22 protein-coding genes and 1 pseudogene are annotated in these 22,928 nt (G+C 62.6%); 13 read left to right on the top strand and 10 right to left on the bottom strand.

Features of this window, described 5'->3' with window-relative positions:
- Positions 1-469 precede the first annotated feature (469 nt).
- From JJB74_RS04965 to JJB74_RS04950, 4 genes are all read left to right on the top strand, one after another.
- Positions 470-1,780 carry a hypothetical protein gene (locus JJB74_RS04965; RefSeq protein ID WP_200590662.1) on the top strand — a complete coding sequence of 437 codons (1,311 nt, stop codon included), beginning with the start codon at positions 470-472 and terminating at the stop codon, positions 1,778-1,780.
- 89 nt (positions 1,781-1,869) lie between these two features.
- The gene (locus JJB74_RS04960) at positions 1,870-2,031 is read left to right on the top strand and encodes a hypothetical protein (protein ID WP_200590661.1); all 162 of its coding nucleotides are present in this window, start codon (positions 1,870-1,872) and stop codon (positions 2,029-2,031) included.
- 220 nt (positions 2,032-2,251) lie between these two features.
- On the top strand, positions 2,252-2,434 hold the full coding sequence (locus JJB74_RS04955) for a hypothetical protein (RefSeq protein WP_200590660.1): 183 nt from the start codon (positions 2,252-2,254) through the stop codon (positions 2,432-2,434).
- A gap of 33 nt (positions 2,435-2,467) precedes the next feature.
- The gene (locus tag JJB74_RS04950; protein WP_200590659.1) at positions 2,468-3,007 is read left to right on the top strand and encodes an MOSC domain-containing protein; all 540 of its coding nucleotides are present in this window, start codon (positions 2,468-2,470) and stop codon (positions 3,005-3,007) included.
- A gap of 9 nt (positions 3,008-3,016) precedes the next feature.
- On the opposite strand, the gene JJB74_RS04945 is transcribed toward JJB74_RS04950, so the two are convergent.
- Positions 3,017-3,442, bottom strand: coding sequence for a TOBE domain-containing protein (locus JJB74_RS04945; protein ID WP_200590658.1), 426 nt, complete (start codon positions 3,440-3,442; stop codon positions 3,017-3,019).
- A 186-nt stretch (positions 3,443-3,628) separates the two neighbouring features.
- Between JJB74_RS04945 and JJB74_RS04940 the strand changes: the two genes are divergently transcribed.
- Both JJB74_RS04940 and JJB74_RS04935 read left to right on the top strand, forming a co-directional pair.
- Complete coding sequence (locus JJB74_RS04940) at positions 3,629-4,210, top strand: nitroreductase family protein (protein ID WP_200590657.1); 582 nt, start codon at positions 3,629-3,631, stop codon at positions 4,208-4,210.
- A gap of 18 nt (positions 4,211-4,228) precedes the next feature.
- Entirely contained in the window at positions 4,229-5,311 is a 1,083-nt protein-coding gene (locus JJB74_RS04935) for a substrate-binding domain-containing protein (protein WP_200590656.1), read from the top strand.
- Positions 5,312-5,384: 73 nt separating this feature from the next.
- Here the strand turns inward: JJB74_RS04935 and JJB74_RS04930 are convergent, their stop codons facing one another.
- Positions 5,385-6,830, bottom strand: coding sequence for a hypothetical protein (locus tag JJB74_RS04930; RefSeq protein WP_200590655.1), 1,446 nt, complete (start codon positions 6,828-6,830; stop codon positions 5,385-5,387).
- A 333-nt stretch (positions 6,831-7,163) separates the two neighbouring features.
- Here JJB74_RS04930 and JJB74_RS04925 point away from each other — a divergent pair, with 333 nt between their 5' ends.
- Genes JJB74_RS04925 through JJB74_RS04905 form a run of 5 tightly spaced genes read left to right on the top strand, consistent with a single transcriptional unit; the run spans position 7,164 to position 13,172 of the window.
- On the top strand, positions 7,164-7,649 hold the full coding sequence (locus JJB74_RS04925; protein WP_200590654.1) for a formate dehydrogenase subunit gamma: 486 nt from the start codon (positions 7,164-7,166) through the stop codon (positions 7,647-7,649).
- The gene (locus JJB74_RS04920; protein WP_200590653.1) at positions 7,646-9,196 is read left to right on the top strand and encodes a formate dehydrogenase beta subunit; all 1,551 of its coding nucleotides are present in this window, start codon (positions 7,646-7,648) and stop codon (positions 9,194-9,196) included. Before JJB74_RS04925 ends, JJB74_RS04920 begins: the two co-directional genes overlap by 4 nt.
- 29 nt (positions 9,197-9,225) lie before the next feature.
- Positions 9,226-12,090: a formate dehydrogenase subunit alpha gene (gene fdhF, locus JJB74_RS04915; RefSeq protein WP_200590652.1), complete on the top strand. Its 2,865-nt coding sequence runs from the start codon at positions 9,226-9,228 to the stop codon at positions 12,088-12,090.
- Between the two features lie 10 nt (positions 12,091-12,100).
- Positions 12,101-12,925, top strand: coding sequence for a formate dehydrogenase accessory sulfurtransferase FdhD (fdhD, locus tag JJB74_RS04910; protein WP_200590651.1), 825 nt, complete (start codon positions 12,101-12,103; stop codon positions 12,923-12,925).
- A gap of 13 nt (positions 12,926-12,938) precedes the next feature.
- Positions 12,939-13,172 carry a formate dehydrogenase subunit delta gene (locus tag JJB74_RS04905; RefSeq protein WP_200590650.1) on the top strand — a complete coding sequence of 78 codons (234 nt, stop codon included), beginning with the start codon at positions 12,939-12,941 and terminating at the stop codon, positions 13,170-13,172.
- A 90-nt stretch (positions 13,173-13,262) separates the two neighbouring features.
- Here JJB74_RS04905 and JJB74_RS04900 read toward each other — a convergent pair whose 3' ends face one another.
- The 7 genes and pseudogenes from JJB74_RS04900 to JJB74_RS04875 form a co-directional block, all read right to left on the bottom strand.
- Positions 13,263-14,246 carry an SDR family oxidoreductase gene (locus tag JJB74_RS04900; protein WP_200590649.1) on the bottom strand — a complete coding sequence of 328 codons (984 nt, stop codon included), beginning with the start codon at positions 14,244-14,246 and terminating at the stop codon, positions 13,263-13,265.
- 144 nt (positions 14,247-14,390) lie between these two features.
- Positions 14,391-14,760, bottom strand: a pseudogene (locus JJB74_RS33065) (type II toxin-antitoxin system VapC family toxin).
- Positions 14,757-14,963: a type II toxin-antitoxin system VapB family antitoxin gene (locus tag JJB74_RS04895; RefSeq protein ID WP_200590648.1), complete on the bottom strand. Its 207-nt coding sequence runs from the start codon at positions 14,961-14,963 to the stop codon at positions 14,757-14,759. Before JJB74_RS04895 ends, JJB74_RS33065 begins: the two are co-directional and overlap by 4 nt.
- An 84-nt stretch (positions 14,964-15,047) precedes the next feature.
- Positions 15,048-16,184: an ABC transporter permease gene (locus JJB74_RS04890; RefSeq protein ID WP_200590779.1), complete on the bottom strand. Its 1,137-nt coding sequence runs from the start codon at positions 16,182-16,184 to the stop codon at positions 15,048-15,050.
- Between the two features lie 5 nt (positions 16,185-16,189).
- Positions 16,190-17,629 (bottom strand): efflux transporter outer membrane subunit, encoded by a 1,440-nt coding sequence (locus JJB74_RS04885; protein ID WP_200590647.1) that lies wholly within the window; start codon positions 17,627-17,629, stop codon positions 16,190-16,192.
- Positions 17,626-18,720, bottom strand: coding sequence for an HlyD family secretion protein (locus JJB74_RS04880; protein ID WP_200590646.1), 1,095 nt, complete (start codon positions 18,718-18,720; stop codon positions 17,626-17,628). Before JJB74_RS04880 ends, JJB74_RS04885 begins: the two co-directional genes overlap by 4 nt.
- Positions 18,717-19,418, bottom strand: a complete 702-nt coding sequence (locus JJB74_RS04875) for an ABC transporter ATP-binding protein (RefSeq protein ID WP_200590778.1) — start codon at positions 19,416-19,418, stop codon at positions 18,717-18,719. The genes JJB74_RS04880 and JJB74_RS04875 overlap by 4 nt, the downstream gene beginning before the upstream one ends.
- 330 nt (positions 19,419-19,748) lie before the next feature.
- Here JJB74_RS04875 and JJB74_RS04870 point away from each other — a divergent pair, with 330 nt between their 5' ends.
- The gene (locus JJB74_RS04870) at positions 19,749-20,207 is read left to right on the top strand and encodes an Rrf2 family transcriptional regulator (RefSeq protein WP_200590645.1); all 459 of its coding nucleotides are present in this window, start codon (positions 19,749-19,751) and stop codon (positions 20,205-20,207) included.
- 85 nt (positions 20,208-20,292) lie between these two features.
- Positions 20,293-21,489, top strand: coding sequence for an NO-inducible flavohemoprotein (hmpA, locus tag JJB74_RS04865; protein WP_200590644.1), 1,197 nt, complete (start codon positions 20,293-20,295; stop codon positions 21,487-21,489).
- Positions 21,490-21,599: 110 nt separating this feature from the next.
- Here hmpA and JJB74_RS04860 read toward each other — a convergent pair whose 3' ends face one another.
- Positions 21,600-22,688 carry a hypothetical protein gene (locus JJB74_RS04860; RefSeq protein WP_200590643.1) on the bottom strand — a complete coding sequence of 363 codons (1,089 nt, stop codon included), beginning with the start codon at positions 22,686-22,688 and terminating at the stop codon, positions 21,600-21,602.
- Positions 22,689-22,928 lie beyond the last annotated feature (240 nt).

Genomic DNA, 22,928 nt, shown 5'->3' with positions numbered 1-22,928 from the left:
CAGCACATTTGGTTATCGAACAATGTATCCACGTATCCCGGGAGCGCTCAGCCCCTTTTCCCCAGTACCGCCGTCACAGCCGCGCCGCGATGTGTCGGGCCGTAACACCATTCCTCCCCTCCATGACCAGAATGGCCGCACCAACGGCAGCGTTACAAGCGCGATTACGCACGTCTTCCCTGGCAATGACAAAAGCAGGCGAACGCCCGGCAGATCAGCGTCTTCAGCGAAGCGTCCAAGCGTGCGTGAAAAGCCGGCGCCGGCCATCACGATCCTGTCGACGGGAATCAACCCGACCCTGTACCAGGAGGTCAAGCAATCCGTGAAGGGTAGTGGCATCTGTGTCGACTATGTGGCGCCAAGTCCGCATGCGGGCATCCTGAAGCGCATCGACAAGATCCACGCGTACAAGCGCATGGCACCGATCGTGATACTCGATGGACACGGCCGCATGCACAATGCACGGCACATGATGGAAGAAGAGCGGGGCAAAGATCCCGAGACGGGTGATGACCTCGTCACGGAAATTCCAACGGAGGATATCTTGCACCGGATTCGCTATGGCGCTCAGCCTGCCGGCCAGCCGCAATGGCATGGCCTGGTGATTGTGCAAACCTGCGAAGCCAGCGGACTGCAAGACGTTTTCAAGCGGATCGGAATCCCGGTGCTTTGGTACGGCGAGGGCGACGCACTCGAAGAAGTGATCTCCAATCGCGCCACGCAGGAAGTCATCGAACGCTATGGCCAATCCCTGCTATTCCGCGGTGGTTTCTCTCCATATCCGGAGACCGTCTTCAAATGGGCCAGCCGGGTTAGTGGAGACAGGGTTGAACTGGTGCGCTGCGGCAGGGAGAGCCTGGTCAGCCGCACCGTCATGCCCGAAGACCTTGGAGAAGATGCGAGCAGCGAAAAGATTGCCCATGCCTTCGGGCTGCGCATCCAGATGGGCAGTCGCGAGGAGGTGGGCCGTTTCCTGGACAGATGGCCGGACTTGCTGGGCCAGAATCTGCTCTTGGAAGACGATGCGATTTCCCTCGCTTGTGAGCGACGCGATGACCAGGCCATGCTGCATTTCCTGGTTCAGCGAGGCGCGCTGGAGGCAGTCGGTCTGAGCCGGTTCGTTTCCTACCTGCTGGATGAGCCGCTCGCACGGCCGCATATCACCAACGCGCTTCACGTAGAGCTCGTCGCCCGGGTATATGCCGTTGCCGGCGCGAACCCGGCGCCTTCGCAAGCACGTATTGCGGAAGCCGTTCTGGATACGGCGCCGGACATGCTGCTGGAACTGATGTATTCGATCGCTCCGGCTGCGCAGCTCGAATGCCATGCCATCTGGCGCGGCATGCGCGGATTCGCTACCTCATCTCCGGCCGGCGTCTATGAAGGACTCTTCACATGGATGGCCCAAGCCTGTGCGAAGGACATTGGTGCCGACGTCACGGAGATGGAGCGCTGGCTGGGCTTGTCCTGTAGGCAAATCGACCAGCTGAAGCTGAGCAGGACTGTGTCGTCCGACGCGCTGGAGCGCACGATTGCCAGCGCGCTTCTCCACGGCAGTGACGCGCTGGCCTGGCTGCTGTCCAGCCCCATTCGCGCCATGAACGATCTGACAAGCCGGTACACGCCACGACAATGGAAGGAATGCCGTGAGCACGCGGACTGGGTTCTTCGCGGATTCTGCGCGCCTCATGGATGGCCCGCCGCGGTATGCAATCCACAAGCCGAACAAGGCGGCACGCTTCGGGGACTGCCGGATCAAGGCCACGATATGCGTCATTGATATCGAGTATCACGACTCACGATTGGTAAAGACGGCGGCTCGCCCCTACCATACGTTCATCAAATCATCGCAATCTTCAGGAGCCGTTCATGAACACCGCCGTCGCCACCACTTCCTACACCTCGATCTACACCATTTCGCCGAAAGCACGTCCGACCTTTGCCGCGCTGATCGCCAAGCTGTTCATGGCTGACTTCCGCGCTTCCATCGTCAGCGACAACGAAGGCGCGCCTTATCACTACGGCATGTAATCGCGAGCCTTGGCCATCGCCGAGGCTTTGCTGAAAGCGCTTTCGCAGCGCACAGGCAAGCAATCACAATGCGCGGCTCGACCGCGCATTTTATTTTTTGCAAGGCCCCGGGCAGGCATGCGACGCTGATATCGGGTATCACCATTTACGATTGGAAACTCCGGCGATGCGCCCATACCATACGAGCATCGGATTCATCAATCTCATCTGGAGCTTTACCATGACCACCGCTAACGCCGCTGTCGCCGCAGTCGCAACCACTGCCTTTTATGCATCGATCTCCGCCGTCGCCCACAAGGCGGTTCCCTACCTGGCTGCCGTGGCCGAAAAGCTGTTCATGGTCTCGCTGCGCGAAGCCGTGCCCGGCGACAATGCCGCTGCTCGCTACAACTATGGCCTGTAATGCCATCACGGCAATGACTCAGGCTGCAATGCCATGAGACAGTCTTCCGAAATGCGCGGCCTGGCCGCGCATTTTCCTTTTGCGGGCCGCATCGAGGCGATCTTCCTGCGGCCAGCGCGGCGCGCGGCGGTCGAGTCGGTGCAAAGCGTCGAAGCAGTGCCCGGCCGCGGCCTGCTCGGCGACCGGTTTGCCGAGCGCATGCGCGAGAACGAATCGCAGCGCAAGCGCGAAATTTCCTTGATACAGGCCGAACATCTGCCGGTCATCGCCGCCTTGTGCGGCCGTGAACGCATCGCGCCGGAGCAATTGCGGCGCAACCTGCTGGTATCGGGAATCAACCTGCTTGCGATGCGCTCGCTGTTTGCCGATACGCCGCTGATCTGGCGCATCGGTGACGAGGTGCGCATACAGATCACCGGCCCTTGCGACCCGTGCTCACGCATGGAAGAAGAGCTCGGTCCCGGCGGCTATAACGCCATGCGCGGCCATGGCGGCATGACCGCGCGGCTGCTGCAGGGCGGCGTCATCCGGGTTGGCGATGGGGTGGTGCTGGACGCGAGCGACATCCGCTGACGTCACGCTTCACGAGCGCGTGCCCACGATCACGCTTGACGCCTTGAACAAGGCCAGCGCCGGCGTGCCGACGGCCAGTCCCAATGCCTGCAGGCTCTCCATCGTGACGATGGCGGCGATGCTGCCGCCGCCGATATCCAGGTCCACTTCGGCATTCACTGCGCCCGGCCTGACGGCGCTGACGGTGCCGCGCAACTGATTGCGCGAGGACAGCTTCACATCGCCGACATCGGTGGCGATCAGCACCGACGATGCCTTGATCAACGCGAATGCCGGCTTGCCCACCGCGAGGCCGAGTGACTGCGTGCTGGTACGGGTGATGGTGGCGACGATGCGCACGCCAGGGCCGACTTCGATTTCCACTTCATCATTCACCGCTCCGGGCGTCAACACGGTAACGATGCCTGCAAGCTGGTTGCGTGCGCTGGTCTTCATGGCAAATTTCTCCTAGTGGCTGGAAGGGGAGGGGCGGCATGACGCCGGAAAGCGCAATCATAGGCCGGCCTTGGTGCACCCGCGCTGCGCAAGGGCAAAAGCCTGAAGCGCGCTTTGCTGTCCGGCCATGGCGAAACGGGTAACATGGAGCCCGGCCATTTCCCCCATCACTTTCCCGCATCATCGATGAATCCATCCGCATCCTCCGACGCGTCTGCGTGCGTCGCCAGACTGTTGAACCGTTATTCCATGGGCATCAAGCACCTGGTCGAACCGGGGCCGAGCGAAGTGCAGCTGCGCACCATCATCGAAGCGGCGTTGCGCGCGCCGGACCATGGCGAACTCGTGCCCTTCCGCTTTTGCGTCATCGGCGGCGCAGCGCGCGCGCGGCTGGCGGACCTGTTTGAAGCCTCCGCGGTCCGGCGCGGCAAGAGCGCGGAAAGCTGCGCGCTGGAACGCGAGCGGGCGCTGCGCGCGCCGCTGCTGATCGCCATCATTGCCCGCATCGACCTGTATCACCCGATGGTGCCGGCGCACGAGCAATGGGCCTGCGTGGGCGGCGCGGTGACCAACATCCTCAATGCGATCCACATGCTGGGCTTCGCCGGCAAGATGCTCTCCGGCGAGAAGGTGCGCGATGCAGAGATCGTCGGCGCCTTCTGCCAGCCCGGCGAGACCCTGACCGGGTGGATCTCGGTGGGAACCGCGGCCAAGCAGCCGGGCGAGCGCCGCGCCAAGCCGGTGGACGACGTGCTGTCCTTCTTCTGATTCGCGGAGCCGCATGCCATGAGACTACGGATACGCCCGCGCTTCTTCGTCGAACGGGACGGGCGCGATGCCTACGCGCTGGAGCGGCCGCTGGCGCTGCTGCGCGCGATCGAGCAGTGCGGCAACCTGCGCGCGGCCTGCGCCGAGATACCGATGTCCTACCGCAGCGCCTGGGATCTGCTGACCGAGGTGGAAGCCATACTCGGCGGCGCGGTCGTGGAAATGACCCGTGGCAAGGGCTCGGTATTGACCGAGTTGGGCAAGCGCCTGATCTGGGCCGAGCGGCTCACGCATGCGCGCTTCGATCCGCTGCTCGATTCGATGGCCATGGAGATCGATTCCGAGATCCAGAACGCGGTGCACAAGGCGCGCAGCCCGCTGAAGATCTATGCCAGCCACGGCTTCGCGGTGGCGGCGATGAATGCGCATTTCGAGCAGGTCGGCGCGCCCGTCGAGCTGAGTTATCGCGGCAGCGTCGAAGCGCTGCGCGCGCTGGCGCGCGGCGCCTGCGACATCGCCGGCTTTCATGTGCCTATCGGCGAGCTGGAAGCGCCCGCGCTGGAACAGTTCCGCGAACTGTTCAACGCATCGCAGGTGATCATCAGCGTCGCCACGCGGCGGCAAGGTCTGATGGTCGCGCACGGCAATCCGAAGAACCTGTGGACAGTGCGCGATCTGCTGCGGCCCGACATCGTGATCGTGAATCGCCAGCAGGGCTCGGGCACGCGGGTGATTCTCGATCTGCTGGTCAGGCGCGAAGGCGCGAGCGCGCAGGACATCGCCGGCTATGAAAGCGTGGAGCTGACGCATGCGGCGGTGGCCGCGTATGTCGCCAGCGGCAAGGCCGATGCCGGCCTCGGCGTGGAGACCGCGGCGCGCCAGTTCGACCTGGATTTCGTGCCGCTCTTGTCCGAGCGCTATTTCTTCGTGTGCGAGCGCGCCACGCTTGCCGATGCGCGCTTCCAGGATGTGCTGGCTTTCCTGAAGACGATGCAGTTCCGCGCGCAGATCAGCAAGCTGCCGGGCTATGACGCCGGCTCGACCGGCACGGTGATGGAGCTGGCGCAGGCGTTTCCGGAACTGGGCATGCAAGGCGCATGAGCGCAGCCATGCTTGCTGCTTGCCGCTTGCCCGATCAGGCCTCGCCTCGCATCGTTTCAGGTTCGCCCGGATCTCAGCGAAGATCCACGATCATTTCCGGCCTGGCCGCGCGAAGTTCTTCGCAGGCAGCTTTGATGCCTTTATCGTCGTGAGGGAAGCGAAGTATCAACATGACCAGGCCAGGATGATCCTTCAGTCCGCGTATCGTCGCGGCCCAAACCTTCGCATCGAACTCGTCATCACTGGCCAAGAGCTTGAGATCAAAATAATGAAGCGACTTGTTATGCGCAAGTCCGCGCAGCAGTTCTGAAGCGTCGAGCATATCCCGGGTCGTCACGCTGAGTTCGCGCAGGCTATCCGTTGCGGCGAGCGCATCGGCAAAACCTCCCAGATTCTCGGGGCGCAAATCGCAGTCAACGCTCAGTTTTGTTCTCAGCAGCTGTGCCAGCGGCGGCTGCACGGCATAGAGGCTGATGTCCTGCAACTGTGGATGAGCTTTCATGAATGCGGCCCAATCCATGCCGCCCTTTTCAAACTCCCCATCGGTCGAGCGCAGCAAAAGCCTTTCCAGATTCGGCCAGCTGGCCTCATGGCCTTTGAGCGCCAGGGCGGCATCGAGGTCCTCGGATGCGAATTCCAAGTGCATGTGTTGCAGGCTGCTCAGCTTCGCAAGCATCGGCATCAGAGGTTCGATCTGATCCAGTTTCAGGTCCACCGAGAGCGGCAATAGCGCAGGGCTGGAAAGCATATCGCCCAGAGTTTTCAGAGATTCGTCGGAAATCTCTTCGTCGCCATTCTTGTGATATTTGAAGGCCAGTGGCAGCGGACTTGCTTCGGGTCTGCTTTTGAGACGATGCAATAGCCGGATCGCAGTACGCTTCAATTCCTCATTCTGATGGTCGCCGAGCTCGAGCCGCATCGATTTGATAAATGGCGATGCCGCAAGGCCATCGAGGAACGGACCCAAGAGCAGGTCGTGGATGCGCTTATCCTTATCGCACAGATCAATCGCGACATGGCCGAATTCCTTTGCGCATTGCTGCCCCAGTGCATGAGCGGTTTTCCTCGTCTCCTCGTCAAGAGCCTCGATGTGCGCCTTTGCGCTTCCATCGTCCAGTGCGACGGAGTTCAAACGCTTGCGGTGAAGGTCCCAGGCGGCCCCCAGTTTGTGGCGAGTAAAGCACCATGCGTCGTCCCACAGTTCGGTATCGAATTTCGAAAAGTTGGTCAGCGCCTTGTGCGCCGGTCCGTTCTGGTTTTCCGTTTCCCGAGCGGCATCGAAAGTGTTTATTGCAGGAGTTGCGGGGCTATCGGTGCTTGTCGGCGCAAGTATGCGGGGTGCCGCTGTATTGCTTGGCGGCGCGGCCGGATTGATCACTGTGGTCAGGATGGCGGCCTCTGGCGTCGGTGCAGCGTTGACTTGAGGAAGATGGGAAGGAAGCGGCGACACGGGAAATACAGGAGTGCCGTTATGGACGTCGCCCTCATTCAGCCCTGGTTTGCCAACGATAATGTCCATTCAAAAAACTCCTTGTTTGATCGGTTCGTCGAGAAAAGCAAGCGTTCAAGCCATGCTTGCGGCCGACGTAGGTGACCGTTCGATGTAGCCAGTTCCCTGCCTCGATAACGACGTGAGGGACAGCGCGGTACGTCGCATCGAACTCTCGCTATATGCATATCTCTGCATATATAAATCCCCGAAATCTCTGCTCCTGTCGGTAAACCTTCTCATATTGCGATGTACTGTCTTCTGCGCCTACCATCGCCTCACTTGAACGGCATCCTGTGCATATAGGAATCACTTTGCATATATGCCGCTGCCGTGCTCACCACAAGCAACGAGGAGACGATCATGTCCACAGCCATCGCCGAAGCCGCATCGAATGCGGCCGTACGGCAAATCATCGAGGCCAGGCGCGCCATGTCCGGCGCACTCCTGCCCATCCTGCACGACATCCAGCATGCGCTCGGCCATATCCCGGCTGATGCGGTGCCGATGGTTGCCGAGGCGCTGAATCTGTCGCGCGCCGAGGTGCATGGCGTGATCAGCTACTACCACCATTTTCGCGAGCAGCCGGCTGGCCGGCATGTGGTGCAGATCTGCCGCGCCGAAGCCTGCCAGGCGCGCGGCGCGGACGCGCTGGTGGCGCATGCGAAGTCCGCATTGGACTGCGACTTCCATCACACCAGTGCCGATGGCGCGGTCACGCTGGAGCCGGTGTATTGCCTCGGGCATTGCGCGGTTGGCCCGAACATCGCGATCGACGATGCGCTCTTTGCGCGCGTGTCGCCACAGCGCTTCGACATGCTCGTCGCGGGCAAGCGGGGTGAGCAATGAGCATCAAGGTCTACGTTCCGCGCGACTCCACCGCGCTGGCGCTGGGCGCCGACGAAGTGGCCTCCGCGATCACGGCCGGCGCCATGGCGCGCGGTATCGAAATCGAACTCGTGCGCAACGGCTCGCGCGGCCTGTTCTGGCTGGAGCCGATGGTGGAAGTGGCCACGCCGCAAGGCCGCGTCGCCTTTGGCCCCGTCGCCATTGAAGACGTGCCGGCTCTGTTTGCAGCCGACTTCCTGTGGGGCGGCGAACATGCGTTGGGGCTTGGCCTGACAGAAGAGATCCCGTATCTGAAGCGACAGGAACGGGTCACCTTCGCCCGCGTCGGCATTACCGACCCCGTGTCTCTCGACGACTACCTCGCGCATGACGGCTATGCGGGCCTCTCCCGCGCGCTGGACATGGCAAGCGAAGCCATCGTGCAGGAAGTGCTGGACTCGGGCCTGCGCGGCCGCGGCGGCGCCGCCTTCCCGACGGGCATCAAGTGGAAGACGGTGATGCACGCGCAGGCCGCGCAGAAATACGTTGTCTGCAATGCAGACGAAGGCGACTCGGGCACCTTCTCCGATCGCATGGTGATGGAAGACGATCCGTTCATGCTGATCGAAGGCATGACCATCGCCGGCCTCGCGGTCGGTGCAACGCAAGGCTACATCTACGTGCGTTCCGAGTATCCGCATGCGGTAGCCGCATTGAACGAAGCGATTCGCCATGCACGTGAAGCCGGTTATCTCGGCAACGACATCCGCGGATCAGGACGCGCCTTCGAACTCGAAGTGCGCATGGGCGCCGGCTCCTATGTATGCGGTGAAGAGACGGCGCTGCTGGAAAGCCTGGAAGGCAAGCGCGGCATCGTGCGCGCCAAGCCGCCGCTGCCGGCGCTGCAGGGCCTGTTCGGCAAGCCGACCGTGATCAACAACGTAATCTCGCTGGCCGCGGTGCCGCTGATCATGAGCAAGGGCGCAGCTTACTACCGCGACCTCGGCATGGGCCGTTCGCGCGGCACGCTGCCGCTGCAGCTGGCCGGCAACTTGAAGCATGGCGGCCTGGTGGAAAAGGCGTTCGGTATCAGCCTGCGCGAACTGCTGTACGACTTCGGCGGCGGCAGCGCCTCGGGACGGCCGCTGCGCGCGGTGCAGGTCGGCGGGCCGCTTGGCGCGTATCTGCCCGAATCGCAGTTCGACACGCCCATCGATTACGAAGCCTTTGCTGCGATCGGCGGCACCGTCGGCCATGGCGGCATCGTCGCGTTTGATGACAGCGTCGACATGGCCAGGCAGGCGCGCTATGCGATGGAATTCTGCGCGGCCGAATCCTGTGGCAAATGCACGCCGTGCCGCATCGGCTCGACCCGTGGCGTCGAAGTGATGGACAAGATCATCAAGGGGGAAAGCCGGCCGCAGCAGGTGCATCTGCTGCGCGACCTGTGCGACCTGATGCTCAATGGCTCGCTGTGCGCCATGGGCGGGATGACACCTTATCCGGTGCTGTCGGCGCTGAATCACTTCCCGCAGGACTTTGGCGTCGACAGCGGCGCGCTCAACTGATCAGCCCGCAGCAGGGCAAAGGAATGACGATGAATGCAATCGACTTGAAACGGCCCGATCTCGGCACGCCGGAGAAGGAATCGGAAATCATGGTGACGCTGGAGATCGACGGCGTCGAGATCAGCGTGCCGCAGGGCACCTCGGTGATGCGCGCCGCAGCCATGGCTGGCACTTCGATACCGAAACTGTGCGCCACCGAAAGCCTGGAAGCCTTCGGCTCGTGCCGGCTGTGCCTGGTTGAAATCGAAGGCCGGCGCGGTTATCCGGCATCGTGCACCACGCCGGTGGAAGCCGGCATGCGCGTGCGCACGCAGAGTCCGAAGCTGCAGGACATCCGCAAGGGCATGATGGAGCTGTATATCTCCGACCATCCGCTCGACTGCCTGACCTGTCCAACCAATGGCAACTGCGAGCTGCAGGACATGGCCGGCGTGGTGGGTCTGCGCGAAGTACGTTACGGCTATGAAGGCGAAAACCATCTGAAGCTGAAGAAGGATGATTCGAATCCCTACTTCACCTACGACCCGTCCAAGTGCATCGTCTGCAACCGCTGCGTGCGCGCCTGTGAAGAGACGCAAGGCACCTTCGCGTTGACCATCGATGGCCGCGGCTTTGCCTCGCGCGTGACAGCCGGCCAGAAGGACAGCTTCCTCGCATCGGATTGCGTGTCCTGCGGCGCCTGCGTCACCGCCTGCCCGACCGCCACGCTTACCGAGAAGACCGTGATCATGATGGGCCAGGCCGAGCACAGCAAGGTCACCACCTGTGCCTATTGCGGCGTGGGCTGCTCCTTCATCGCCGAGATGAAGGGCAATGAAGTCGTGCGCATGGTGCCGAACCCGGATGGCCGCGCCAACCAGGGCCATGCCTGCGTCAAGGGCCGCTTCGCCTGGGGGTATGCGACGCACCAGGACCGTATGCTGAAGCCGATGATCCGCAGCAGGATCACCGACCCGTGGCGCGAAGTGTCGTGGGAAGAAGCGATCAGTTACGCCGCTTCCGAATTCCGCCGCATCCAGGCCAAGTACGGCCGCGCCTCGGTTGGCGGCATCACCTCGTCGCGCTGCACGAATGAAGAAACCTACCTGGTACAGAAGCTGGTGCGCGCCGCCTTCGGCAACAACAATGTCGACACCTGCGCGCGCGTGTGCCATTCGCCGACCGGCTACGGCCTGAAGCAGACGCTGGGCGAATCGGCCGGCACGCAGACCTTCGATTCGGTGCGCAAGTCGGATGTGATCATGGTCATCGGCGCGAACCCGGCGTCGGGCCACCCGGTGTTTGCTTCGCAACTGAAGCGCCGCGTGCGCGAAGGCGCAAAGCTGATCGTGATCGACCCGCGCACCACCGAGATGGTGAAGTCGCCGCATGTCGAAGCCTCGTATCACCTGAAGCTGATGCCGGGCACCAACGTCGCCATCGTCAATGCGCTGGCGCATGTGATCATCACGGAAGGGCTGCACCAGCCCGCGTTCATCAATGAGCGCTGCGATGTCGAGTCCTTCGATGAATGGGCCGAGTTCGTATCGCTGCCGGAGAACTCGCCGGAAGCGGTGGCCGAGATCACCGGCGTGCCGGCCGAGGACATTCGCGGCGCGGCACGACTGTATGCGACCGGCGGCAACGGCTCGATCTATTACGGCCTGGGCGTGACCGAGCATGCGCAGGGTTCGACCATGGTGATCGGCATCGCCAATCTCGCCATGGCCACCGGCAACATAGGCCGCGAAGGCGTGGGCGTGAATCCGCTGCGCGGTCAGAACAATGTGCAGGGCTCGTGCGACATGGGGTCGTTCCCGCATGAGTTGCCGGGCTACCGCCATGTGTCCGACACCACGGTGCGCTCGCAATTCGAAGCAATCTGGAATTGCACGCTGGATGCCGAGCCGGGCCTGCGCATTCCCAACATGTTCGACGCCGCGCTGGAAGGCAGCTTCATGGGCCTGTACTGCGAGGGCGAGGACATTGTGCAATCCGATCCGAACACCCAGCATGTGACCGCGGCGCTGGCGGCGATGGAGTGCATCGTGGTGCAGGACCTGTTCCTGAACGAGACCGCGAAGTATGCGCACGTGTTCCTGCCGGGTTCGTCCTTCCTGGAAAAGGATGGCACCTTCACCAATGCCGAGCGCCGCATCTCGCGCGTGCGCAAGGTGATGCCGCCCAAGGCCGGCAAGTCGGATTGGGAAGTGACGATGATGCTGGCCAATGCGCTCGGCTATCCGATGCATTACCGGCATCCGCGCGAAATCATGGACGAGATCGCTGCGCTGACGCCGACCTTCACCGGTGTTTCCTACAAGCGCATCGACGAGCTCGGCGGCAGCATCCAGTGGCCGTGCAACGATGCCGCGCCCGAGGGCACACCGACGATGCACGTCGAAGCCTTCGTACGCGGCCGTGGCCGCTTCATCAACACCAAGTTCTTCGGCAGCGGCGAGAAGGTCACGCGCAAGTTCCCGCTGGTGCTGACCACCGGCCGCATCCTGTCGCAGTACAACGTCGGCGCGCAGACCCGCCGCACGCACAACAATGTGTGGCACAGCGAAGACCGGCTCGAAATCCATCCGCACGATGCCGGGGAACGCGGCATTGCCGAGGGCGACTGGGTCGGCATCGCCTCGCGCGCCGGGCAGACCGTGCTGCGCGCCACTGTCACCGAGCGCGTGCAGCCGGGCGTGGTCTACACCACCTTCCATTTCCCGGAGTCGGGTGCGAACGTGATCACCACGAACTCGTCGGACTGGGCCACCAACTGCCCGGAATACAAGGTCACCGCAGTGCAGGTCACGCGGGTGAGCCAGCCTTCGGCATGGCAGCGTTCCTACAACCGCTTCAATACCGAGCAACTGAAGCTGGCTGGTGAAGAGCGCATCGCGCTCGATGCGAAATAGGGGGATGGCAATGGCAATACGCCTCGTTGAAAACGACAGCGCTTTGGTGCGCATTGCGGTGGAACGCTGGACCGCGCAGGGCTGCATGCCCTGTGTGGATGCCGTGGCCGAGGAAGCGCCGGTCGCGCTGGAATACAACGGCATCTCGCATGCGGTAATGCTGGCAACGCCGGCGGACCTGGAAGACTTCGCGCTCGGCTTTTCGCTGTCCGAAGGCATTCTGCAGAACCCCTCGGAACTGTATGACTGTGAAATCGTGGAAAGCTGCGATGGCTGGCGGGTGGCGATGACGATTGCCAGCGAACGCTTCCATGGCCTGAAGGAGCGGCGGCGCAATTTGACTGGCCGCACCGGCTGCGGCCTGTGCGGCGCCGAGACGCTGGCGCAGGCGATACGCCGGCCGGCGCCGACGCGCGGGCATGTCGTGTTCTCGTCCGAGAGCCTGCATGCCGGCATGCGCGCGATGGCGGCGCGCCAGCGGCTGCAGCGTGACACCGGCGCCACGCATGCGGCCGCATGGATGGATGCCGATGGCGCGATTCGCCTGGTGCGCGAGGATGTCGGCCGCCACAATGCGCTGGACAAGCTGATTGGCGCAATGGCGTCGGCAAGGATGAGCTTCACCGATGGCGCAGCCTTGATCACCAGCCGCGCCAGTTACGAGATGGTGCAAAAGGCGGCAACGATGGGCATCGGCCTCCTGGCCGCGATCTCCGCGCCGACGGGCCTGGCGGTGCGGCTGGCCGAGGAAAGCAATGTCACGCTCGTTGGTTTCGTGCGCGAGCGCGGGCATGTGGTGTATTCAGGATCGCAGCGGCTGGCGCAGGCCGCGTGAAAAGGGAGAAGCAATGAGCGGCAGCAATGTGGAAAACCTGGTCGCGATGGCGAATCAGATCGGCGATTTTTTCGAAACGATGAAGAACCGCGAGCGTTCGCTCGAGGAAATCACCGGGCATCTGAAGCGCTTCTGGGAGCCGCGCATGCGGCGCGCGCTGATGGCGCATGTCGATGCGCGGGGCGGGGAGGGCTTGAAGGCGATTGTGCTCGAGGCGTTGACGGCCCATCGGGAGATGATGGTTTGATGCGGTTGGGCTGACAAGCCCGGCATCGCGCTCCCGCGGAGCCCGCGAGCAGGTTGGGCTCCTTCGTCATCCCAACCTGCGCATTCCGCTTCACCTGCCGAAGCCGCGCAACAGAAAATCCATCGTCCCGTTCCACCGTGTCATCACCTCGGTATAGGGACTGTGCCGCAGCGTGAAGCCGCTGTCCTCCGGGCTCTCGCGCAGCACGCCATGCTCGGCCGGCTTGAACAGGTTGCCATTGTCGGGCCGGTCCTCCGCCTCGCGCCGTTGCTGCATGTTGATCACAAAGGTCTGCAGCAGCTTGTCGGTCATGCCTGGCGCGATGCTCATGAAGGTCGAGCCGGCAACCGAGGGCTCGCCGACATACACATCCCGCACCGGGTGCGCCGCCGCATGCAGGATCGCATCGGCCACGACTTTGGGCGCATACACCGGCGGCGGCAGCGCGGGCTTTTGCGGCAGATAATTGCGCGCATGCTCGGTCAGCATCGTCGAGACCGAAGCCGGCTTGATGAGCGTGATCGATACCGGCGCGCCTTCGTTATCCGACTCGACCCGCAGCGCATCGATAAAGCCTTTCACCGCATGCTTGGAAGCCGAATACATCCCCTGCAGCGGCAGGCTGAGGTCCGAGGCGACGCTGCCTACGGTGATGATCGCGCCGCCGTGTCCGCGCAGATGGCGGCGCGCCGCAAGCGCGCCATGCACCACGCCCCAGAAATTGGTGTCGAACAGGCGGCGGTTCTCCGCCATCGTCGCGTCATCGAGACGGCCATAGATGGAGACGCCGGCATTGTTGACCCAGGTGTCGTAATGGCCAAAGCGCGCGATTGCGTCGGCGCTGACGCGCTGCACCGCGGCTTCATCGCCGACATCGGCGGCGATCGCCAGCGCTTCGCATTGCCGCTGGCGCAGTTCATCGCCAAGCGCGGACAGGGCGCGTTCATCGCGTGCGACCAGCACCAGTTTGGCGCCGCGGCGCGCGGCTTCGCGCGCAGTTGCCAGGCCGATGCCGCTGGTGGCGCCGGTAATGACGATGACTTGCTCGGAAAGGGGTTTCAGTTGCGCTCGCATGCGGGCCTCCTTTCGTGACGAGGAAGCTTCGATGATAGGCAAAGAGTCGCGCAGGCAGTTGGAAAGCGATATTGCGTTTGTTTCGGAACAATCGGGCCTGGACGATGATTCGGCTGATACCCCGATCAGCTTCTCAACGAAATGTCATGCGTGCGCTACGCCAAAGCGTTCTGCCAAGCTTGCCAGGCGCCTGTCGAGCGTCCACAGGCTTGCACCTGGTGTAATCAGCGTGGATACCAGGAGCGCCATGTCCACAAAACCGCATCCGAGCCCATAGATTTGCTCCTGCTCAATGAAGCGCATCAGTTCGGCCAGAGTTACCTGTTTCGTGGTTTGCAGTGCGCCAATGAGGGAAAGGGTCCGTTCGCGTGGCGCGGGGGGGCGTGCCGCAAGCCAGCTCTCCGATGATCATCGGATGCGTCGCCACAAGATCGAGCTGCAACAGGGCTGTCAACGCATCGTTGTGCTTTCTAAAATGTGCAACCCATACCGATGTATCGACGAGTACTTTCATGACGAGGATGGGTCGCTTCTGCGGCGCGGTATGTCTTGCATCTCGGGTGATGTGCCACCCAGTGCGGCAAGACGTTTGCCCGCTTGCACTCTGATGAACGTCTTGATCGCTTCCCTGAAGAGATCGGATTCTTCCATGGAGGAATCGGCCATTGCGAGTGCCTTTTCATATAAGTCATCATCGATTGTGACAGTGGTTCTCATGGCAGCCTTCCACATAAGGTTTGATGCGATAGTGCATCGTCTTGAGAATCAAGACAAGCACCTTCAGGTTTCCCGATTGAACCATTAACCCCGGAAAATATCGAAAGGCTCGATGCGCAATACCTTCCTCGCGCCGATGAAGCTCGACACCGCTGCGATCACCATCACCATCGCGAGCGCAATGCCAAGATTCCACCAGGTGATCAGCGCCGCATAGCCGGGCAGCCGCCATTTCGCCAGCCCGATCAGCAGCGTGCACAGGCCAATGCCGAGGCCATAGCCGGTCAGGGCGGTGAAGCCGGCCTGGAACATGATCATCGCGATCAGCTCGCTGCTCTTCGCGCCGATGGCCTTCAGCGCGCCGAACTTGTCGAGGTTTTCCAGGATAAAGGTATAGAAGGTCTGGCCCGAGATCGACAAGCCGACGATGAAGCTGATCACCGTCATCAGGAGGATGTTGGTGCCGATGCCGGTCTGGTACTTGTAGAAGTCGCTGATGCGCTGGATGAATTCCTCGCGCGTCAATGCGAGATAGCCCAGGCGCGCGACTTCGCTCTTGATGCGGGCAATGTCCGCGCTCGTCTTGGCTTCGACCAGGATGTAGGACACGGTATAGCGGCTGGTGGGCAGATAGGCGGTGGCGCGGCTGTAGGTGGTGTACAGCGTGGGCACGCCGAACAGGCCGCCGGAAGCGACTTCGGCGATGCCGACCGTGACCGCGCGATGGTCATTGATCTGGAATTCCGTGCCGATGCCGGGCTTGCCCAGCTTGCCGTACTCAGCGTCACGCACGACGATGAAGCCGTTCTCGGCATAGATGTCGCGGATGTCGCCCTGCGCCAGCGGCGGCCGGCCCAACAGGCTGGTATCGTCCAGGCCGATCACGGACACGGCTTGGTAGCTGCCATCGCCAAGCTTGACCAGCGCGCCGCCGGAGTACAGCGGCACGGCATAGCGCACGCCGGGGATGCTGCGCACCGCGCTGACCAGATAGTCCGGCACCGGAATGGTGCTGGCCACGGTATTGACCGCCGGGTCCATCACCCAGATGCCGGCGCCGATGTTGGTGACCGTGGCCGAGGAGCGCGACAGGATGCCGGCGAAGATCGAGGTCATCTGCACCATCAGGAACACCGCGAAGGTAATGCCGATCAGCAGCGCCGAGAACTTGCCGCGGTCGTTGGTCAGAAGCTTGTAGGCGATGCGCAGCGTGCCGGGCAGCGTTGTCATGGCTGCACCTCCGCATTCCACCAGCCGCCGCCGAGCGCGAGATACAGCGCGGTGGTGTCCTGGAAGCGCTGCGCCTGCGCGGCGATATGGTTGATCTGCGCCTGCTGCAGCTGCGTATTCGCGACCAGCACATCGACATAGCCGACCAGGCCGGCCTGGTAGTTCGCCTGCACCAGCTTGAGCGCCATGCGCGCATGCTCCAGCGCTTCATTCTGCGCAGCCAGGGCCTGGGCGTCATGATCGAGCGCGCTCAATACGTCGGCGACCTGGGCATAGGCATTGATCACCGTTTGCCGGTAATCCGCCTGCGCCTTGTCATATGCCGCGCGCGCCGCTTCGCGCCTGTGTGCAAGCGTGCCGCCGTGGAACAGCGGCATGTTGACCGCGGGACCAATGCTCCAGAACTTCGCGTTGGGGTCAGTGAGGCTGCCGAGCGTGGCAGAGTTCCAGCCGAAGTTGCCCGAGAGGTTCACGCTGGGCAGCAGTGCCGCCGTGGCCACGCCGATATTGGCGCTGGCCACGTGCAGCAGCGCCTCGGCCTGCAGGATGTCGGGCCGCTGGCGTACCAGTTGCGAAGGCAGCGACAGTGGCAGGTCGGACGGCAGGCGCAGCGCGTCCAGCGTCAATTCGGGAGCACTGCGCTCGGATGGCGCGCTCCCGCACAGCGCGGCATACAGATGCGCCGCCGCATCGGCTTTCTGACGCAGCGCCTGCAGGCCGGCGCGACTGGAAGCCAGGGCGCTGGCGATGGCCAGCACGCTGGAATAGGGCGCGGTGCCGGCATCGGACTGCGTGCGCGCGATCTGCAGTTGCTCCTGCTGGCGCGAGATCAAGTCTTCGGTGGCCGTGATCTGGGCTGCATAAGCAGCGCGCGCGATCAGGGTGTTGACGACATTGCCGGTGAGTGTGAGATAGGTCGCCTGCAGCGCTTGCGCGCCATAGTCTGCCTGCGCGGCGAGCGCTTCGACGCCGCGGCGCTGGCCGCCGGAGAGGTCGAGCGCATAGGCCACCGAGGCACTCAGGGTATAGAGGTTGAAGATGCCGGAAAACGCATTGATGCCCAGGCGCAGCGGCGAAGTGCGTTCCCGGACCGCGGAAAAGCCGATGTCCAGGTTCGGATAGAACACGCCATCACCGGCGCGCAAATTCTCCTGGCTGGCGCGCAGGTTGGCCTGGGCCGATTGCAGGTTCGCATTGCCCGCGAGCGCTTGCGCGAGAGCATCGTCGAGCGCGACCGATCCGAACAGCCGCCACCATTGCGCATCGACTTCCTTTTGCGGCAGGAAGCGCTGTGCAACGCCCTGCGCCGCGGCGGTGGCGGCCGGCACCTCGTTTCCAATGTAATGCGCCAGCGCGGGCGCTTGCGGCCGCTGGAAGTCCGGCCCCGCGGCGCAGGCCGACAGCAGCAGGCAGGCAAGCGTAGCGATGTGTCTCATTGCGCCGCCTTCTGGCCGATATAGACATCGACCAGCTGCCCCGGATACAGCTGCAATGCCGCATTGCGCGTGAAGCGGAAGATCACCGGCAACACGCGCACATCGACGCGTTCCTGGCGCTGGTTCGACAAGGCGATCTTGGGCGATACATACGGCTGCACCCGCACGAATTCCAGCGGCAGCTTCACATCGCTGCCGCGCACCGACATCTGCGCGACGATTGCATTCGGGCTCGGCAGGCGCGCGATCAGGATCTCGTCGATATAGCAGCGCACCTGGTAGCTCTCGGGCATGCCGCCCATCAGGAGCACCGGCGCCATGGCCTGCGTATAGCTGTTGTAAATGCCCTGCGGCGATACATAGCTGCCGACCGCGGCGTTCACCGCCAGCACCACGCCATCGACCGGCGCGCGCAGCGTGTACTTCTGCAGCAGCGCCTCCGAAGCTTCCGCAGCCTTGCTCAAGGCGCTGTACTGCGCCTGCGCATTCTCGATGTCGTAACGCCATGCGCCGGCCTTGGTCAGAGCGTACTGCCGTCGCGCCACCTCCAGCGCCGCTTGCGCCGCGTTCAGCCCGTTGCGCGCATTGTCGATGGCTTCGCGGCTTACCGAGCGCGGCTCGATTGCCTGTGAGCGCTGCTGCTTGTCGTACTGGTCCTGCGATGTCTTCAGGCCCGCCTCGGCCTGTGCCACCTGCGCCCACGTGACAGCCAGGGTTTCCGCGCGCGGCTGCGCGCGCAGGGCCGACAGCGTGGCAAGCGCGCTTTGCGCCTGCGCGCGCTGCTGGCCGGCAGTGGCGCGCGGCACCGTGTCCTCGATCTGCAGGATCGGCGTGCCGGCCTTGACCGTCGCGCCTTCCTGCACCAGCAGGGCCTTTACGGTGCCGCTGACCTCGGGATAGATGCTGATGTTCTGCCCATCCGGCAAATCGCTTTCCACGATGCCGTTGGCATAAATGCCCTGCGCATACGGATTGGCGGCCGGCTGGAAGGCGGGCGGCTGCGCCGCGCTTTCCACGCCGAGAAAATAGGCCGCGCCCAGGCCGAGCGCAGCGCCGACGAGCGCGGCGATGAAGATGGGGCGATTGCTCATCGCGCCTCCCTTTCCAGTCCGGTGATGCGGCCGTCTTCCATGTGCAGGATGCGGTCCGCATAGTCGAAGACGCGCGCATCGTGGGTCACGACCAGGATGCAGCGCTGCTCACTCAGCAATTGCTCGCGCACGAAGCCGAGAATGCGCCGGCCGGTGTCGCCGTCGAGCGAGGCGGTCGGTTCGTCCAGCACGAGGATGTCGGGCCGGGCAACAATGGCGCGCGCGATCGCCACGCGCTGCTGCTCGCCGCCGGACAGCTTCACCGGCGGCAGTTGCGCTCGCGTCTCCAGGCCTACGACCTCCAGCATCTTCATCGCTTCGCCCAGCGCTTCATCCCAATTGCGCTTTTGCAGGATCAGCGGTATCGCGACGTTCTCTACGGTCGTCAGGCGTGGAAACAGGTGGTAATCCTGGAACACGAAGCCGAGGGTCTTCAACCGAAACGCCGCCAGCGCATCGCTGTCGAGCTTCCAGATATCGATGTCCTCCACCAGCACGCTGCCGGCGTCGGGGCGCAGAATGCCCGAAAGGATGCTCAACAGCGTGGTCTTGCCGCTGCCGGAGGGGCCGACGATGTACAGCATCTCGCCGTGCCAGGCGTCGATGCTGGCGTCATTGATGGCGAGGGTGCGCGCCGGTCCTTCGCCGAACCATTTCATCAGGCCTTTCGCGCTGACTGCAACGCTCGGCATCTTCAGAAGCTCCCGGTCGTGAGCAAAAGGCGAGAGTGGCGCAGGAAAGCAGGGGCGGGATGCGGCGTCATGGGATCGGTAGCGAGATTGGCGAGAGGCAGCATTGCTGCTGCCGTGTTGGCGGCATGACGGATGGCGATTCGTGCACGCTGCATGAGCAGTCTTGACGATGCCGTGCGCCGCTTCCCTGATCCAGGTCAAATTGTCATGGCTGGCAAGCAACGCAGGCTTCTGTATGCATTCGCGTTTTCGGCCCCGCCTGGCAGCGCAAAAATAATATGCATTCTTTCTGCAGATTTTGATACACTGCCTGCCGTCAACGAATTCCACACAACGATGCGCATCACACGCTTTTCCGACATCGGCCTGCGCGTGCTGATCTACCTGGCAGGAACCGGGCAGCGGCAAGGTTTGGCGACGGTTGGAGAAATCTCCAGGCAGTTCGATATCCCGATCAATCACCTGGTCAAGGTGGTGGCGCGGATGGCCCACGCCGGCTGGATACAGGCGGTGCGCGGCCGCAACGGCGGACTGTCGCTGGCATCGGACGCGAAGACGCTGCGCATCGGCGCGGTGCTGCGCGAGCTGGAAGGCGATGCCGAACTGGTCGACTGTGCCGGCATGGATTGTGCGCTGAGCAACGATTGCATGCTGCGCGGCGCGCTGGCTGCGGGATTGCGCGCGTTCTATCAGGCCATGGACCGCTATACGCTGGCCGACCTGGTGAAGGGAAGCGTTGGCGAACAAATCATCGTCATGCATCGGCGTTTCGCGCAGGAAGCGCTGCAGACATGAGGCATGAACAACAAGGATAGTCTGCCCGCAAGGGCAATTTTTTTGGATTTAAAACTGCATTTTTAATGCATATTCAGGAGAAGTCATGGTTTCCGCAGTCGCTCGTCCCTATATCGATGCCAGCGTTCCCGTGTTGCGTGAGCATGGCGTAGCCATTACGCGCACCTTTTACCGCAACATGTTCGCCGAGCATCCGGAGCTGACCAATTTGTTCAACATGGGCAATCAGGCCAGCGGCGTGCAGCAGCAATCGCTGGCGGCCGCGGTGTTCGCCTATGCGGCCAATATCGACAATGCTGCCGCGCTGGGGCCGGTGGTGAGCCGCATCGTGCACAAGCATGTGTCGGTCGGCATACGGGCCGAGCACTATCCGATCGTTGGCAAGCACTTGCTCGGGGCCATCAAGGAAGTACTGGGCGATGCCGCGACCGAGCCGCTGATCAATGCCTGGGCCGAAGCCTATGGCGAACTCGCAGATGCGCTGATCGCCGCGGAAAAGGCGATGTATGAAGCCGCCCGTACTGCTCCCGGCGAACTGCGCGCCATGCGCGTGACCTCGGTGTCGCATGAAAGCGAGGACATTCGTTCCTATCGCCTTGAGCCGGTGGACGGCAAACCGGCGCCAGATTTCCAGCCGGGCCAGTATGTGAGCGTGTCGGTCACCTTCGCGGACGGCCGCACCCAGCTGCGCCAGTACAGCCTGTCCGATGCGCCCGATGGCAAGACGCTGCGCATCTCGGTCAAGCGCGAGCTCGAGGCGGATGGCAAGCCGGCTGGCGAAGTGTCGAACTGGATCTACCGTCATGTGACCATCGGCAGCGTGCTGCAGCTCACCCATCCGTTCGGCGACTTCACGCCGGATGTGCGAGCGCAGGAACCCATCGTGCTGCTGTCGGCGGGCGTGGGCATCACGCCGATGATCTCGGTGCTCAATACGATCGCCAAGACCAATCCGCAGCGCGAGGTGGTGTTCGCCCATGCCGCACGCGGCGAAGCCTGGCAGGCGCATCGCGCTGACATCGAAGCGGCGCAGGCATTGATGCCGAAGCTGCGCGTGGCGACCTTCTACGAAGATGGCACGGGCACGGGCGCTGGCGTGTTCGCCGGCACCATGGATGCGGCAAAGCTGCCGCAGTGGGCGCATGCGGATGCAAAGGTGTATTTGTGCGGCCCGATCGCTTTCATGCAGGCGCAATGGGCGGACTTGCTGGCCGTGGGCGTGCCGCAGCAGAAACTGCACCGCGAGGTGTTTGGTCCGGAGCTGTTGAATTATCTGGGCTGATATCTGCAGCCTGGCGCGGCTGATCGGCCGCGCTTTTTTTGTTTAGTCCGTTCGCATCCTGCATGGCCTGCGTGCGTGCTCGCACATAGGCCGGTACCTGTGTGCATCGATCACTGCTGGACAGGCTTCCCGCCTGCGTCATGCGGCTTTTGCGCGGCCGATGCGGCGTGGTCAGTGAAGGCGTGGCGGATGGCTCCTTTCACAAACCGGTCACTGAATCTGTCCGCCGGGATGGCATCCTGGATCTGTTTTACGTCGACCCCCTTGCGCACAGCCAGCGCGATGCTTGCGGACAGCCAGTCGGCGGCAGCGGATTCGCGGTTGCCGTTTTGCGGCAGCAGCGGCGCAAGGCAGGACAAATATTGCAACACCTCTTCTCCGCTTCTTTCCTCAAGGAGCGACAGGCCGCCGATCAACCAATTGAATTGCTCCTCCCTGTCGGACGACTCCAGCGCGCCGAGTGCGTCGAACTGTTTCGTCTGGGTTGCCAGGCTAGGATCCGTCACGATGCGAACCAGCAGCGTAACGTTGCTTGTCTGAGTATTCTTCAGCATGGTTTCGCAAGTGGCATAGGCGAATAGTCCATTCCAGGGGTTGCTTCGCCCTACTGAAAGTACGACATTCCACAGCCCGGCGAGGGCAGTATCGATCAGTTCCTGATCGCCCTTGAAGGTCTTAATCGCATAGGAAGGCATGCCGGGAATATCGATATATGCATTCCACTCCATGACGTTCAGCATTTCCTTCGCGGCCTTGTCACTATCACCATCCGCAGCGTGTCCTGGAGCAAGCAGGCAGGCGGCAACCGCACCGCGTGTCGCCATGCCGTTCAACGGCACACCTGATTCTTCATTCTCCGGGATGGTCACGAGAACTCTGGGGACGTACACCGGGCGCAGTGTCGGCTTGAGCGAAAGGAGGAATTTTGCCGCGACCTTGGGCCGGTCTTCCACATCGATCGATCGAAGATTTCTATATGCCAATTGGTCCGGCATTGCCTTTGCTATCAGGTTTGTGCTCCCGAAGAACTTGTCGGCGGTAGTTTTATCGGTCAACCAGAATCCGGGGGGGTGGAAAGTTTCAGGCGTGACGACACGTAATGAAATGTTGACCAGGATATCGTCAGGACAGGTTGAGATGCTGAAAGTCGAGGTTTGCGGGGTAGAAGATGTTGAGTGTGCTGGCGAGTTGACAGACATGACGGTGTTTTCCGTAGAAAGTGAAGCCACGTATGTAGGCACTTCTCATTTTTTGTTCCGCCGGGCGGGCACCGCTCAGGTCAAGGCTGGTCTACGGTTTTTGTCAGTTTCGACATCATGTTTAAACATTGGAAGTGCAAACTTTCTCCACTCGCCAGGTTTCGCAGAGGCGCGTCTGAGTTCGCCGATTGCGACTTCCCACACAGTCACTCCAGAGGTTACGCATGCGTCACGACAGTC

Origin of the sequence: Noviherbaspirillum pedocola, assembly GCF_016632335.1 — a bacterium.
Taxonomy (GTDB): Bacteria; Pseudomonadota; Gammaproteobacteria; order Burkholderiales; family Burkholderiaceae_D; genus Noviherbaspirillum_A; species Noviherbaspirillum_A pedocola.
This window is presented reverse-complemented; position numbering and strand designations above follow the sequence as displayed.